The 13,883-nt window shown below is 60.4% G+C and carries 13 protein-coding genes; 5 read left to right on the plus strand and 8 right to left on the minus strand.

All coding sequences use genetic code 11. From position 1 onward, the window contains the following. The first annotated feature begins 162 nt into the window (after positions 1-162). Complete coding sequence (locus ACKUTP_RS01820) at positions 163-1,149, plus strand: ribose-phosphate pyrophosphokinase (protein WP_022094252.1); 987 nt, start codon at positions 163-165, stop codon at positions 1,147-1,149. Between the two features lie 127 nt (positions 1,150-1,276). Here the strand turns inward: ACKUTP_RS01820 and ACKUTP_RS01825 are convergent, their stop codons facing one another. Continuing rightward, the gene (locus ACKUTP_RS01825; protein ID WP_409063237.1) at positions 1,277-2,611 is read right to left on the minus strand and encodes an IS256 family transposase; all 1,335 of its coding nucleotides are present in this window, start codon (positions 2,609-2,611) and stop codon (positions 1,277-1,279) included. A 503-nt stretch (positions 2,612-3,114) separates the two neighbouring features. On the opposite strand from ACKUTP_RS01825, the gene ACKUTP_RS01830 reads away from it, so the two are divergent. From ACKUTP_RS01830 to gltA, 4 genes are all read left to right on the plus strand, one after another. Further along, positions 3,115-4,242: a hypothetical protein gene (locus tag ACKUTP_RS01830; RefSeq protein WP_409063431.1), complete on the plus strand. Its 1,128-nt coding sequence runs from the start codon at positions 3,115-3,117 to the stop codon at positions 4,240-4,242. 350 nt (positions 4,243-4,592) lie between these two features. After that, complete coding sequence (gene pth / locus ACKUTP_RS01835) at positions 4,593-5,222, plus strand: aminoacyl-tRNA hydrolase (protein ID WP_171025267.1); 630 nt, start codon at positions 4,593-4,595, stop codon at positions 5,220-5,222. Positions 5,223-5,595: 373 nt separating this feature from the next. Continuing rightward, positions 5,596-6,435: a sulfide/dihydroorotate dehydrogenase-like FAD/NAD-binding protein gene (locus tag ACKUTP_RS01840; RefSeq protein WP_006235793.1), complete on the plus strand. Its 840-nt coding sequence runs from the start codon at positions 5,596-5,598 to the stop codon at positions 6,433-6,435. Next, the gene (gltA, locus tag ACKUTP_RS01845; protein WP_250787339.1) at positions 6,426-7,835 is read left to right on the plus strand and encodes an NADPH-dependent glutamate synthase; all 1,410 of its coding nucleotides are present in this window, start codon (positions 6,426-6,428) and stop codon (positions 7,833-7,835) included. The genes ACKUTP_RS01840 and gltA overlap by 10 nt, the downstream gene beginning before the upstream one ends. 126 nt (positions 7,836-7,961) lie before the next feature. On the opposite strand, the gene ACKUTP_RS01850 is transcribed toward gltA, so the two are convergent. From ACKUTP_RS01850 to ACKUTP_RS01880, 7 genes are all read right to left on the minus strand, one after another. After that, entirely contained in the window at positions 7,962-8,585 is a 624-nt protein-coding gene (locus tag ACKUTP_RS01850; RefSeq protein ID WP_055251542.1) for an AAA family ATPase, read from the minus strand. 48 nt (positions 8,586-8,633) lie between these two features. Further along, complete coding sequence (locus ACKUTP_RS01855; protein ID WP_055285379.1) at positions 8,634-9,272, minus strand: amino acid ABC transporter permease; 639 nt, start codon at positions 9,270-9,272, stop codon at positions 8,634-8,636. Positions 9,273-9,275: 3 nt separating this feature from the next. After that, complete coding sequence (locus ACKUTP_RS01860; RefSeq protein ID WP_035136546.1) at positions 9,276-10,022, minus strand: amino acid ABC transporter permease; 747 nt, start codon at positions 10,020-10,022, stop codon at positions 9,276-9,278. A gap of 25 nt (positions 10,023-10,047) precedes the next feature. Next, positions 10,048-10,923 carry a transporter substrate-binding domain-containing protein gene (locus tag ACKUTP_RS01865; RefSeq protein WP_409063432.1) on the minus strand — a complete coding sequence of 292 codons (876 nt, stop codon included), beginning with the start codon at positions 10,921-10,923 and terminating at the stop codon, positions 10,048-10,050. 8 nt (positions 10,924-10,931) lie between these two features. Then, on the minus strand, positions 10,932-11,663 hold the full coding sequence (locus ACKUTP_RS01870; protein ID WP_022094215.1) for an amino acid ABC transporter ATP-binding protein: 732 nt from the start codon (positions 11,661-11,663) through the stop codon (positions 10,932-10,934). Between the two features lie 247 nt (positions 11,664-11,910). Then, positions 11,911-12,354 carry a GatB/YqeY domain-containing protein gene (locus tag ACKUTP_RS01875; protein ID WP_006235801.1) on the minus strand — a complete coding sequence of 148 codons (444 nt, stop codon included), beginning with the start codon at positions 12,352-12,354 and terminating at the stop codon, positions 11,911-11,913. A 54-nt stretch (positions 12,355-12,408) separates the two neighbouring features. Then, positions 12,409-13,629 (minus strand): peptidylprolyl isomerase, encoded by a 1,221-nt coding sequence (locus ACKUTP_RS01880; protein ID WP_409063433.1) that lies wholly within the window; start codon positions 13,627-13,629, stop codon positions 12,409-12,411. Positions 13,630-13,883 lie beyond the last annotated feature (254 nt).

Raw genomic sequence — 13,883 nt, forward strand, 5'->3', positions numbered from 1 at the left:
CCATGGGGGCGGCTCCTTTTTCTATCGTGACCTGCGCAACCGGATGAGTGGTCGGTTCGTGTCCGTTGACGGTAAAGACGTTATCAAGACCCGATTAACCCCGTCGCGCGGTTACAATGCAACAAGGCATCTATATGGCATTCGATATAAAGGAGAAGGGTAATGCCGATTAATGATCCCGAGAAGTCGGAGAATATGCGCAAGTCCATCCGCGTGTATTCCGGTTCCTCCAACCGTCCCCTCGCTCAGAAGATCGCTGAGTACCTTGGGGTCGAGCTTTCGGGCCTTACGCTAAAGCAGTTCGCCAATGGTGAGATTTACGCCCGCTACGACGAGACCGTCCGCGGCGCCGACGTCTTCCTGATTCAGTCCGTGGCCGGCGGCAACGTCAACGACATGCTCATGGAGCTGCTCATCGCCACCGACGCTGCCAAGCGCGCATCCGCCCGCTCCATCACCGCCGTCATCACCCACTACGGCTATGCCCGCCAGGACCGCAAGGCCGGCCCGCGCGAGCCCATCACCGCCCGCCTCGTCGCCAACCTGCTCGAGCGCGCTGGCGTCAACCGCATCATCACCCTCGACCTGCACCAGGGCCAGATTCAGGGCTTCTTCGATATCCCGGTTAACCACCTGTCCGCGCTGCCGCTGTTTGGCCAGTACTATAACGACATGCACTTCGACACCGACAACCTGGTTGTCGTCTCCCCCGATGTGGGCCGCGCCAAGGCCGCCAAGAAGCTGTCCGACATGCTCGGCTGCGACCTGGCCATCGCCCACAAGGGCCGTCCGCGCCACAACGCCGCCGAGGTCATGGGCATCATCGGTGACATCAAGGGCAAGACCTGCATCATCAACGACGACATGATCGACACCGCTGGCACCCTGTGCGCCAACGTCAAGGAGCTCAAGGCTATGGGCGCTGGCGACATCTACGTCTGCGCCACCCACGGCATCTTCTCCGGTCCGGCCATCGAGCGTCTGAACGACGCCCCGATCGTCGAGTGCCTCGTCACCGACGCCATTCCCGTCGAGGTCGGCGGCAAAATCAAGACCATCTCGGTCGCCGAGGAGTTCGCTCAGGCCATCTCCGCCGTTTACCACGAGGAGCCCGTCTCCACGCTCGTCGGCGGCGACTTCGCGCTGTAATCCAGCGTGCATCTCATCATCTTTGGTGTTTTTAAAGGGTCGGAAGCTCGCTTCCGACCCTTTTTCTGGTGGCGCGCGCAGACGTGGTGTAAGAGTGTCCTGAGGTCCGTCGCTGCAAGCCCCGATGTTACTCCTTCTTGAGGCCGCGCTTCTCGACTATCTCGTCCACTATCTCCCTGGCGCGCCGCCCGAGCGCGCGGCGCCTCCCCTCTGTCGGGGCCGGCCTGTCCGCGGTCTCGGCGAAGCCCTCGGCGGCCGAGGCCTCGGAGAACACGCGCTGCTGGGACCACTGCCCCTCGGTCTCCATGAGGCTCGCGCACGTCAGGCGCAGCATCGACTCCCTCGAGGGGAAGGACTGCACGACCCTGTAGCGGCGCTTGATCTCGCGGTTGGCGCGCTCCTGGACGTTGTTGGTGCGGAGCTTGGCCCAGTGCGCCCTGGGGAAGGCCGTGAACGCCAGCGCGGAGTCCTCGGCCTGCTCGAAGACCTCGCCGGCCCTGGCGGACACCGACGCCACCCAGGGCGCCGCCTCGGCCCACACGCAGCGCGCGAGGTCGGGGTCGTCCTGGTAGACCGCGGCGTGCACGAGGTCCCTGACGGCCGCCTTGGAGTCCTCGGGCCTGCCCGAGCAGGCGCTCTGGAGGTTGCGCTGCAGGTGCGTCACGCAGCGCTGCCAGGCGCAGCCCTGGAACAGGCGCGAGACGGCGGCCACGAGCCCGGCGTGGCTGTCGGAGACCACGAGGCGGACGCCGGCCAGCCCGCGCTCGCGCAGCCCGCCGAGGAATGCCGCCCAGGAGTCCTCGCTCTCGGTGTCGACCACGTCGCAGCCCAGGAAGTGCTTGCGCCCGTCGGCGCCCAGCCCGATCGCGGTCACGACGCCCTGCGAGACGACCGACGAGCCGACCCTGCAGCTCATGTAGGTGGCGTCGAGCCACAGGTAGCAGCACGGCGTGCCCGAAAGGTCGCGGCGGCGGAACTCCGCCACCTCGGCGTCGAGGTCGGAGCAGAGGCTCGAGACCTCCGAGCTCGACAGCGAGGATATGCCCAGCTTGGACGCCACGCGCTCGACCTTGCGGGTGGACACGCCGCACACGTACATCTCCTGCACGATGGCGGCCACCGAGGTGTCGACGCGCGACCATCGCGCGAGCATGCCCTCGGGGTAGTAGGTGCCGTGCCTGAGCTTGGGTATCTCGAGCTCCACGTCGCCCACGGCGGTCTTGAGCGACCTGGGGCGGTAGCCGTTGCGGCTGTTCTCCCTGCCGTCGCTGCGCTCGTTGCGGCTCGCGCCGCACATCTGCTGGGCCTCGGAGTCCATCAGTGCGTTCATCACGCCGCCCAGCACCCTGCACGCGAACTCGCGCGCGTCGCCGCACTCCTGCCAAAGCCTCGCCGCCTCGAGGGCCTCGTCGCGACCGAGGCGCAGTACACTCTCTTCTTGGGGCATCGCCTTTCCTTCCATTCGTCACCTTCATTACTCCAACGACGAATTCTAGGCGGTGTCCCCTCCCTTTCAAGAAAGGGCGGAGGCGGGGCATGCCCCGCCTCTTACACCACATCTCTGTGCGCTACCCTTTTTCTACCCCTCGACAACCTTCCCTGGACAATTAGTTCAGATACGTATTTTTTTAAAGCTCCAAAGGCCGTTCTGAGCCTTCTGAGCTCCCCGGCGAACGCCATACTGCCCAAAGCTCATCGCTTTCGAGTACGACCGCCGCATATTTACCCTCAAATCGCCCTCGAAAGCCCTTAGAAACGCCTCGAACGCCCGCCGTCTTATACGTATCTGAACTAACTGTCCAGTAGCTATCGTCAACCTTCGCGGCAGAGCTCAATTTCCTGCAATCCCCTCAACCGATTCCACCGATTTCATAACACCCAGCCGTTCATGGCGCGCAGCGCCCCGCTGAGCGAAAAGAACGGTATGGCGGTCGCATTCTGCCGCCAACTTAGTACGTTATAGCTATGACGACCGTGATTTCACATCTCTCCGCCCTCCGCGCAATTCGTCGCGCACGACGGGCGTACTCTGCCCTACCCTGGGACTCCGTTGATAGCGAACAGCAAGCACAGGCCTTGGCTGGCTGCATTCCCAACAATGACGCGATAGACTTTGGCGCACTTTCGATACTCGACGCCTGGAATGAAGATGATTCCGAACTGCTCGATCTTCTCGTTTCAAACGAAGACAACAGGCGCCCCGACAAGCGACTTCTTCAGCATATTCTCTCCACTCCTCTTCCTGAAGGTGCAATTATGCACGTCGAGGCCGACATCTACGCAACGTCTCCTGCCATGACAGCCATGCTTTGTTCCAAAAATGAATCAGTCGTCAAAACCTTGATGCTCCTTATGGAGCTGCTCGGAACCTACTCCCTTCCTCCCGGGGCAACATACCCCATTGCCTATGACGACATCTGGCCCAAGGGCGATGACTACGAAGCGATGGACGACCTCGATTGCCGGGGCGACCAGTCGGCGACCGAACAGCAGAACGAAACCCGCTACGAACAGGCACACTACAAATGCGAGCCCGCCACGACCATCGAAGATCTCGAGACTGTTGCACAGCTTGCCAAAAGCAGCTCATACACCTCGTTTCGCACGGCAGTCAAGCTCGCCCGACCCGGATCTGCATCCCCAGCCGAATCCCTAATGTTTGCCGTTCTCGGAGCGCCCATGCGCTTTGGCGGATTCGGATGTTGCAGCCTGCCCATGGGAGGCCTGCTACTCAACTATCGAATCGACTTCGACACTCTTGCGGTCAACATGTCCTCCGGCATCCCTTACGCCATCTGCGACCTATATTGCCCGGCCGCCGGAGTCGACAACGAATACAACGGAATTGGGCATGAGCTTCAAAACGCTCGCATCCACGATGGCAATCGAAATAATGGCCTCAAGGCAATGGGCATCCACGTCCTGGTTATCAATCGCGACCAAATGAAAGACCTTGTTGCACTCGAAGCCTTCGCCCAAACGATGCATCGACTCGCGGGAGTCCGATTCCGATACCGTATCAAGGGCTATCGCAAGCGTCAGGCCGCTTGGCTCAACGCCCTGCGGGCCGGAATCGGCCTTGCGCCGGTCTAAACGGCGAATCACCCGTGCACCGTCGAGCAGGGCTGGACAGTTAGTTCAAATACGTATAAATGGACACATTGAATTAGGCTGTTTTGCAGTTATCTCTATACCATTCGCCCGATTTGAAGGCAGGGTAGACTTCAAAACAGCGTCATATGGACTAACTAAAGCTCCAAAACAACGTATCGGCATTGAATTGAGCACTTCGAGTCCTCAGAACTTATACGTATCTGAACTAACTGTCCACCTCGATTTCGACGGCCGTCCAAACGCCCTCAAATAACCTCAATTGCCCTCCATTTGACAGCGGCAACAGGGTCGCTCACCATAGCAGGCGACAAATCAACGAAAGGATGAACATGGCAGCTGCACAGCCGCTTAAGATTCGCATGGTTGCCGGACTTGGCAACCCTGGCGATGAGTATGCCGAGACCCGCCACAACGCTGGCTTCAAAGCGATCGACGAGTTGGCCCGTCAGGCCGGCGTCACGTACTGGAAAAACCAGGCCGGCGCCGAGGTCGCGCTCATCAACATCAACGATCCCGAGGAAGAGGGCGGTAAGCGCCAGATTGTACTGGTCAAGCCGCAGTCGTATATGAATACCTCGGGTGGCCCCATCTCCAAGCTCTGCCGCGAGTACAAGATCAAGGCCGAGGAGCTGCTCGTAATCCACGACGAGCTCGACATTCCCGCCGGCGACGTACGTGTTAAGGTGGGCGGTGGCCACGCCGGTCACAACGGCCTGCGCTCCATCATCGACAAGATGGGCAGCCGCGACTTCAGCCGCATCCGCACCGGCATCGGCAACCCTCCCGGCAAGATGGCCGTCGCCGACTACGTGCTTAAGCAGCTGCGCGCCCGCGAGGCCGAGGATTTCCAGGACACCTGCGCCCGCGCCGCAGATGCCGCCGGTCTGGCAATCGTGCACGGCGTGATCTATGCCCGCGACCACGTCAACGGCGCCGCCTCCGCCAACGGCAAGCACTAAAACCTATCATTTAGGGATAGGTTTATTTTGGCAGGTTTTAACTGCGGAAACGCCGCAGCGGCCGCATCGCAATAAACCGCGCACCGGCATACACACATAGCACCCCAAAGGGGGCCGACCTCATTGCAACCCGAGGCTGGCCCCTTTGCCGTTTTACCCGATAAAACCTGCCAAAATAAACCTCTCCCCCTTTGGTAGGCCAAAGTGGATAAACCCTGCTCCCAACCGCCGAAGACACACGTAAGTGACATGTCCATGAGGGTATAATTTGCACCGTATGTCTGCACAACGCCTGTGCACGTACGGTTTTATTCGGGCTACCGTCCATTTCCGTGGAGGCACGGTTCGGCGGCCCTAACAAGAGAGGGGTTCTATGTATAAGATCCTGGAGAAGACGCAGTTCTCGGAGAAGGTGTTCAAGTTCCGCATCGAGGCGCCCGCAATCGCCAAGCATGCGCACGCTGGACAGTTCCTCATGGTCCGCGCCAACGAGACGGGCGAACGCGTCCCGTTTACCCTGGCCGGCTGGAACGGTGACGAGGGCTGGGTCGAGTTCATCTTCATGGTGATCGGCAAGACCACCGAGATGCTTTCCACCTACGAGGCCGGCGAGTCGCTGCGCGACGTCGTGGGCCCGCTGGGCGTTCCCACCGAGATGGCCGAGGGCCCCTGCGCCGTCATTGGCGGCGGCGTCGGCCTGGCAATTGCCTTCCCGGTCGCCAAGCACCTGGTCGAGACCGGTCACGAAGTTCACGCCATCATGGGCGCCCGCACCAAGGACCTCCTGCTCATGGAGGACCAGTTCCGCGAGCTCCTCGACGAGGACCACATCCACATCACCACTGACGACGGCTCCTACGGCGAGCAGGGCGTTGTCACCGCTCCGTTGGAGCGCCTGCTGCAGGACAAGGCCGTGAGCCAGGTCTTCTGCGTCGGCCCCGTTCCGATGATGAAGTTCTCGACCCTCACCGCCCAGAAATACGACACCCCCATCACCGCGTCCCTCAACCCCATCATGGTTGACGGCACCGGTATGTGCGGCTGCTGCCGCGTCGAGGTGGGCGGCGTGACCAAGTTCGCTTGCGTCGACGGCCCCGACTTCGATGCCACCCTGGTCGACTGGGATGACCTTCGTGCCCGCCAGGCCGCTTACCGTTCCGAAGAGGGCGAGTCCCTCAAGGCCTATGAGGAAAAGAGCTGCGCATGCCACTAGTTAACGGTCGTTTCGTTGCCGATATGAAGTCGCCCCGCACCCCCGATAACGAGGAGCCGGCTGCCGAGCGCGCCTGCGACTTCCGCCCCGTCGACAAGGGCTTCACCGAGGAGATGGCGCTGGCCGAGGCCGAGCGCTGCCTCAACTGCAAGAAGCCGTTCTGTGTTGAGGGCTGCCCCGTCAACATCAACATCCCCCGCTTTATCGAGCAGATCCGCGCGAAGGACTTCGGCGGCGCTCTCGATACCATCCGCGAGGACTCCATGCTTCCCGCCATCTGCGGCCGTGTCTGCCCGCAGGAGAACCAGTGCGAGGGCAAGTGCATCCGTGGTAAAAAGTCCGAGCCCGTGGCCATCGGCCAGCTCGAGCGCTTCCTGGGTGATCGCCCCGAGCTCGCCTCCACGCCCAAGATGGCCCCCAAGAACGGCAAGAAGGTCGCCGTCGTCGGCTCCGGCCCGTCCGGCATCACCTGCGCCGGCGAGCTCGCCCGTAACGGCTTTGACGTTACCGTCTTCGAGGCCTTCTTCACCGGCGGCGGCGTGCTGGTCTACGGCATCCCCGAGTTCCGTCTGCCCAAGGCGGTCGTCAAGCGCGAGATTGACGGCCTGGAGGACATGGGCGTCAAGTTTGAGTACAACTCCGTCGTGGGCAACATGGCCACGGCCGAGGAGCTGTTCGAGCAGGGCTTCGACGCCATCTACGTGGCGACCGGCGCTGGCCTGCCCAAGTTCCTCAACGTCCCCGGCGAGAACCTGCCCAACGTCTTCTTCGCAAACGAGTACCTCACCCGCGTGAACCTGATGAAGGCCAACAAGTTCCCCGAGTACGACACCCCCACCAAGCACGGCAAGAACGTCGTCGTCTTTGGTGGCGGCAACGTGGCTATGGACGCCGTCCGTACCGCCAAGCGCCTGGGCGCCGAGCACGCCATCATCGCCTATCGTCGTACCGAGGACGAGATGCCCTGCCGTCGCGCCGAGCTGCACCATGCCAAGGCCGAGGGCATCGAGGTTCTGCCGCTCGTTTCCCCGCTCGAGTTTGTCGCTGGCGAGGACGGCTCCGTGTGCGCCGTCAAGGTCCAGAAGATGGAGCTCGGCGAGCCCGACGAGTCCGGCCGTCGTCGCCCGGTGCCCATCGAGGGCGCCATCGAGGAGATTCCCTGCGACGTCGCAATCTCGGCTATCGGTACCAACGCCAACCCCTTCGCAAAGAAGATCGGCGGCAAGATGGAGCTCAACAAGTGGGGCTACATCATCGCCGACGAGGAGACCGGCCAGACCACCGATCCCCGCATCTGGGCCGGCGGCGACATCGTCACCGGTGCCGCTACGGTCATTCTGGCGATGGGCGCCGGCAAGAAGGCCGCCGCTTCCATCACCAAGAGCCTGCTGGGCGAGTAATCACCCTCAACGCTAGCCATCAAACGGCAAAGTCCCCGTCGAGCACACGCCCGGCGGGGACTTTTTCTATGCCGATCGCCCGACCACCACGATGGGGACAGGCACCTTTGTGATGGTTTTGGTCGGTTAGCCTTCGAGCTGCGCCACCTTGTAGCGGTAGGCTGCGGCGATGACGTCCTTGCAGCCTTCGCGGCCCAGCTTGGCGCGGTTGACGACGATGTCTTTACCGCTCGTCATCTTCCACTTTCCGGCACTGTAGCGCTTGTAAAATGCCTCGCGTGCCTTCTGCTGCTGTTTGACCAGCTTGGCGCCCTTCTTTTTGTTAAGGCCACGCTTTTTGCGCACAATCTCGACGCGGTCCTCAAAGGGGGCTGTCACCAGCACGGCAATGTGGTTGGGGTTGTTGCGCAGCAGATAATCGGACAGACGACCCTCGATAATGCAGCTCTCGGTCTCGCCCAGATCCAAAATCACCTGGCTCATCTTTTGGAACAACTTATCCGAGTACGAACGCGCATCGTAGCGGTCGGGCAGAAACGCCATGTTCTCCACGGCCAGACGCTCGTCGTAGGCGGCCATCTTATCGAGCGACTCGCCCGCGCGCAGCGATGCGCGCACCAGCAGCTCGTTATCGTACAGCGGAATCCCCAACTCGTCGGCAAGCATGCGGCCAATCTCGTGGCCCTCGGCGCCAAAGTCGCGCGCGATGGTAATGACCACAGGATTCTTCTTGTTCTCCAGATCGCTCATCGCGATTCCTTTCTCTATGTGACAAAGGGACAGTCCCTTTGTCACATTCTACGCTGCCACGATACGACGTTGATACGCTCGGACCAGCAGCGAGATACCAAAGTTGAGCACAAAGTACATCGCAAACACCAGGCCGTAGAGCATAAGCACCTGCGACAGGTCGATCGCGTGGGCCATCACGACGTTTGCCGTGTACATGAGCTCGGCCACGTTAATGCCCGAAAGATACGAGCTGTCCTTGATGACGGTCGTGCACTGGCTAAACAGCGCCGGAATGATCGTCTTAAACGTCTGCGGCAGAATGATGTAGCGCATGGTGGCAAAGAAGCCGAAGCCCTGGCTCTGCGCTGCCTCAAACTGGCCGCGCGGAATCGAGTTGAGACCGCCACGCACAATCTCGGCCATAACAGCGCTGGTGAACAGTGTAAAGGCGATGGTCGAAATCACAATGTCCAAACCCTGCACCGTAAAGTAGATAAACAGAATCCACAGCAGGTTTGGCGTGCAACGGAACAGCTCGATATAGGCGCTCACCAAAATACGGAACGGGCGGGGCGCATAGCTTTTAACGAGCGCCAGCACCGTGCCAAAGATGAGCGAGAAAAAGATCGACAGCGCCGAGATCTCGATCGTCTTAACAAAGCCGCCCCAAATGTAGAGCAGGTTGGTCGCGTTGAAGATTTCCATGCGCTAGGCCTCCTCTACGTTGTCGAGCCCCAGCTCGGCCAGGCTCACGCCGCGCGGACGCTCCTTGGAGCGGCGCTCGAGCCACTGCACCAGCATGGCGAGCGGAAAGCAGATGATGAAGTACATAAGGCAGCAGACGATGTATCCCTGCAGGTAACCGTACAGACTCACAAAGTTGTCGGAACGGTACATAAGGTCGCCGCCGGCCACAAGCGCCAGCACCGACGTGTTCTTGACCAGGTTGAGTGCCTGGTTACACAGCGGCGGCAGAATGATCTTGAATGTCTGGGGCAGCACGATGTACCAGTACGCCTGCGCACGGGTGAAGCCCTGGCTCTGGGCCGCCTCCATCTGACCGCGCGGAACCGCCTCGATACCAGTGCGGATGACCTCCGAAATGTAGGCCGCGTGATACAGGCCCACACCCAAGAAGCCCAACACGAACGGCGCGATGCGCACCGGCTGGTCGGCACCGGTTATGGCCTGCAAAAACTGCGGACCGGCCATGTACATAAAGAGCACCTGCACGGGCAACGGGGTGTTCTGGTAAAACTCCACGTACACGCGGCTTATGGCGCGCAGCACGCGCGAGCGAGTGGTAGAGAACACGCCCAGCAGCGTGCCCAGCACCAGCGACAGCAGCAGGCCGGCAACGACCACCTGCAGCGTCACGCCAAAGCCCTCCCAGAAGGGCCCCATGTTTTGAAATGTCGTCGACCAACGGTCGGCGTCAAATAATCCTTCGAGCATTTGATTCCTTCCTTGGACGATGCGCCTATACAAGACCCCAGGTCTTGACCTCTTGATCGAGCCAGCCGTCGGCCAGGCGATCGCAAATCACCTGATCGACCACGGCCGAAAGGTCGCAGCCCTTCTTGGTCGCCACGCCGTAGCCCTGCTCGCCAAACTTGACCTCGGGTTGCAACAGCTCAACGGTCTCGTTCATGTAACCGGCCAGCGTGGAGCGGTCCATGGCAAAGACGTCGATATTGCCGGCGTCGAGCGAACTCTTGATGATGGGGTAGCCGCTAAAGGCCCTAAACTCGGGCTTGCAGCTAAAGCCGTTGTCCTTGATCATCTGCTCGATCAGGCTCTGCGTGGTGGCGCCTTGGCTCACGCCAATGACCTTGCCGTCCAAATCCTCAATCGAGGTAAAGCCCGAACGCTTCTTGACCATGAGTCCCACGTAGTCGGTGCGGTACGGCGTCGAGAAATCCCAGCTCTTCTTGCGCTCGTCGGTTATGGTGTAGGTCGCCGCGACCACGTCGAGCTGGCCGTTATCGATCAGCGGGCCGCGCGTCTTGGGCGTTACGTCGGTAAACTCGACAAGCTCCTGGGCACGGGCCTCCTTGTAGCTCACGCCAAAGACGGCAGCGGCGATCTGGTAGCACAAATCGACTTCCATGCCCTCAAAGCGGCCCTTGGCGGTGTCGTAATAGCCGTAGCCGGGAACGTCCTTCTTAACGCCGGCATTCAGATGGCCACGCGACTTGATGGCCGCAAGCTTGGACCCCTTGCCGGAGTCCTCGCCGCTGTTGGAGTTGCCGCAACCGGTAAGCGCGGTCCCCGTCAGCGCGAGCATGCCGGCGCCCGCCAGCTGCAAAAAGCGACGGCGCGACACGGCCGCTCTCGTAATATCCGTCATGTCCATCACCGCGCCTAGTGCAGAATCTTGGACAGGAACTCGCGGCAGCGCGGGTTCTCGGGGTTATCGAAGAAGTGCTCGGGCGTGCCCTCCTCCAGAATGCGGCCGTCCTCCATAAAGATGACGCGGTCGGCCACCTGGCGCGCAAAGCCCATCTCGTGCGTCACGCAGATCATGGTGATGTCCTCCTGCGCGAGCTCAATCATAACGTCCAGAACCTCTTGGACCATCTCGGGGTCGAGCGCCGAGGTCGGCTCGTCAAACAGGATGATGGGCTGCTTGGTGCACAGGGCACGGGCGATGGCGATACGTTGCTGCTGACCGCCCGAAAGATTCTGCGGATACTCGCCGGCCTTATGCGCCATGCCAACACGCTTGAGCGCGGCGATGGCGATCTCGGTCGCCTCCTCCTTGCTCTTCTTTTGCAGCTTGATGGGCGCGAGCGTCAGATTGCCGAGCACCGTCATGTTAGGATACAGGTTGAACTGCTGAAACACCATGGAACTATACTTGCGAGCCATCTCCAGGTGATTCTTTTTGGTGAGCGGCGTACCGTCGATGACGACCTCGCCCGACGTGGGCTCCTCCAGATAATCGACGCAACGGATGAGCGTCGACTTACCCGAGCCGGAAGGCCCGATCATTACGAGCTTCTCGCCGCGCTTGACGGTGAGATTGATATCTTTGAGCACATGCAGGTCGCCAAAGTACTTGTTGAGATGCTTGATCTCGATCATGTCTGCCATGAATGTCCCTTCCCTGCGTTTACACGAGTTGAACTATTGTACGGAAAGAACCGCGTTTCCGCAGCCCACACTACATTCCCGTAAAGAACCCGCAACCTTTAACCCACTCATTGGGGACTGACTTAAATGAGTACCTGCTCATTGGGCACTCATTTAAGTCAGTCCCCAATGAGTACCCAGCTCATCAAAAAGGGGCGCGACTGCAATGGTCACGCCCCCTCGACATCAACTATGTACCGCTCGGCCCCTACGCGAGTTTGGCTCCGACGATCTTTGCCGCGGCAGGCTTATCGAAGTTGCCGCCGGTGGCCTTGCCGAGTGCGCCCATAACCTGGCCCATCTGCTTCTTGGACGTGGCGCCCAGCTCGGCGATGACCTGCTCAATCAAGGCCTCGAGCTCCTCGCCCGAAACCTGCGCGGGCAGCAGGCTCTCCAGAATCTTGACCTGCTCGGTCAGGTTGTCGGTACGCTCCTGGTCGGTGCCGGCCTTGATGGACATCTCCAGCGTCTCGCTCGTCTGCTTGATCAGACGCTTGATCATGCTGTTGACGTCTTCCTCGGTCACATCGCGGCGCTCGTTAACCTCGATATTCTTCACCTCGGCCTTAACCTGGCGAATGATGGACAGGCGAACCTTGTCCTTGGCCTTCATGGCAGCGATCATTTCCTTCTGCAGCTCTTCGTTGGTCATCTGCAAATCCTCCTCAATAGCGTGGGCGGCACTCGCGCGAGCACCGCCCCATGATTACTCGGTCGTCGACGAATCGTCGGTCGAACTCTTGGTGACGCCCTTCAGGCTGACGTTGTATGGCACGTCTTTGGGCATGGGATTGACGGTGATGTCGGCATCCTTCTTGTACTGCTCTAGCCACTCGCTGTACGCGGTGCTGGCCGCCTGCGTCTTCACCACGTTGGAGACGTACTTCTTGATGGCCTTGGGCACCTGGTTGATGTCATCAACCTGATTATCGACATGGAAGTAGTCGGTGCACTTGATGATGTGGTAGCCATAGGTCGACTCGACCACGTCGCTCACATCGCCCTTGTTGAGCCCCTCGAGCGCCGTCTGGTAGCTGTCGACAAAGGTGGTGAGCTTATCCCAGCCCACATCGCCCTTCTTCTCCTTGGAACCGGTGTCCTCGGAGTACTGCTCGACGGCGTCCTCAAAGCTCAGCTCACCGGAGTTGATCTTGTCCAGGCACTCCTGTGCCTTGGCCTTGGCGGCGGCCTTGTCCTCGTCGGAAGCGTCGGAATCAACCTTGATCAGGATGTTCGACGAGCGACGGGCGTCGTTGTAGCTGGACAGGTTTTCGTTGATGTAATCGACAATCTCGCTGTCCTTGGGCTTGCTCGTGGGCGCGACGGCATCCTTGAGTTTCTGTTGCGCCAGACTCTCCTTGAGCGAGTCCTTGTAGGTGTCCTCGGTATAGCCGTAGGTCTTGAGGGTCTTCTTAAAGGCCTTGGCTCCGCCCGCGCTCTTGCACGCGTCCTTCCAAGCCTTCTCGACCTCCTCGTCCGACACCGTCACGCCGTTCTCCTTCTGTGCCTGTTGAAGCAGAATCTGCTGCGTGTAGGAGTCGATGAGTTGCTTGCGGTACTTCTTGGGCGTGAGGTCGTTGTCGACCAGATACTGCGCCCAATCCTCATCCTTGGTGTAGCCGTAGGACGTGCGCATGCTCATGATCTGCTTGGTCACGGTGTCCTCGGTAAGGTTGGTGCCGTTGATAGTAGCAGCGACACCGCCGGTCAGCTTGTAGCCCGAGGTGTCCTCGGCCTGCGACATAAGGCCGGAGCACGCCATCGCCGAGACGGAAAGCAGCATCGCCAGCACGCCGATGACCACCAAGACGATCTTGACGGTCTTAGACACGTACGTCTTGCGCTGCTTCTTGCGAGAGCTGGAGGCAGCGCGGGCCTGCTGCTCGGGCGTCGGCGCGGCCTCGGAGTTCTTTTTCTTATTTGCCATAGTTGGCCTTTCGCATAACGAATCGAACAAACGCCATTGTGTCACAACGCAGCCCCCGCGGCACGCTTGGTGCATTGGGGACAGATTAATCTGCACCATTTTGGTGCAAAGGGGACAGCTCTGGCAGCCGGCAGTTAGGGACGTTCCTTTTCTGCCGGCAGTTAGGGACAGTCCCCAAGTGCCGGCAGAGACGATATGAGCAGGACATAAAAACATTGAGAGCCCCTGCTGCATGAAAGACCGCGGATTAGGCC

This window comes from Collinsella sp. wc0529, from assembly GCF_046116875.1.
Taxonomy (GTDB): Bacteria; Actinomycetota; Coriobacteriia; order Coriobacteriales; family Coriobacteriaceae; genus Collinsella.

Bases quoted from the DNA above. Each gene is read 5' to 3' on its own strand.
- pth (WP_171025267.1), top strand. From the start codon at position 4,593: ATGGCAGCTGCACAGCCGCTTAAGATTCGCATGGTTGCCGGACTTGGC.
- ACKUTP_RS01860 (WP_035136546.1), bottom strand. From the start codon at position 10,022: ATGCTCGAAGGATTATTTGACGCCGACCGTTGGTCGACGACATTTCAA.
- ACKUTP_RS01840 (WP_006235793.1), top strand. From the start codon at position 5,596: ATGTATAAGATCCTGGAGAAGACGCAGTTCTCGGAGAAGGTGTTCAAG.
- ACKUTP_RS01865 (WP_409063432.1), bottom strand. From the start codon at position 10,923: ATGGACATGACGGATATTACGAGAGCGGCCGTGTCGCGCCGTCGCTTT.
- ACKUTP_RS01870 (WP_022094215.1), bottom strand. From the start codon at position 11,663: ATGGCAGACATGATCGAGATCAAGCATCTCAACAAGTACTTTGGCGAC.
- ACKUTP_RS01855 (WP_055285379.1), bottom strand. From the start codon at position 9,272: ATGGAAATCTTCAACGCGACCAACCTGCTCTACATTTGGGGCGGCTTT.
- ACKUTP_RS01880 (WP_409063433.1), bottom strand. From the start codon at position 13,629: ATGGCAAATAAGAAAAAGAACTCCGAGGCCGCGCCGACGCCCGAGCAG.
- ACKUTP_RS01830 (WP_409063431.1), top strand. From the start codon at position 3,115: ATGACGACCGTGATTTCACATCTCTCCGCCCTCCGCGCAATTCGTCGC.
- ACKUTP_RS01875 (WP_006235801.1), bottom strand. From the start codon at position 12,354: ATGACCAACGAAGAGCTGCAGAAGGAAATGATCGCTGCCATGAAGGCC.
- ACKUTP_RS01850 (WP_055251542.1), bottom strand. From the start codon at position 8,585: ATGAGCGATCTGGAGAACAAGAAGAATCCTGTGGTCATTACCATCGCG.
- ACKUTP_RS01820 (WP_022094252.1), top strand. From the start codon at position 163: ATGCCGATTAATGATCCCGAGAAGTCGGAGAATATGCGCAAGTCCATC.
- gltA (WP_250787339.1), top strand. From the start codon at position 6,426: ATGCCACTAGTTAACGGTCGTTTCGTTGCCGATATGAAGTCGCCCCGC.
- ACKUTP_RS01825 (WP_409063237.1), bottom strand. From the start codon at position 2,611: ATGGAAGGAAAGGCGATGCCCCAAGAAGAGAGTGTACTGCGCCTCGGT.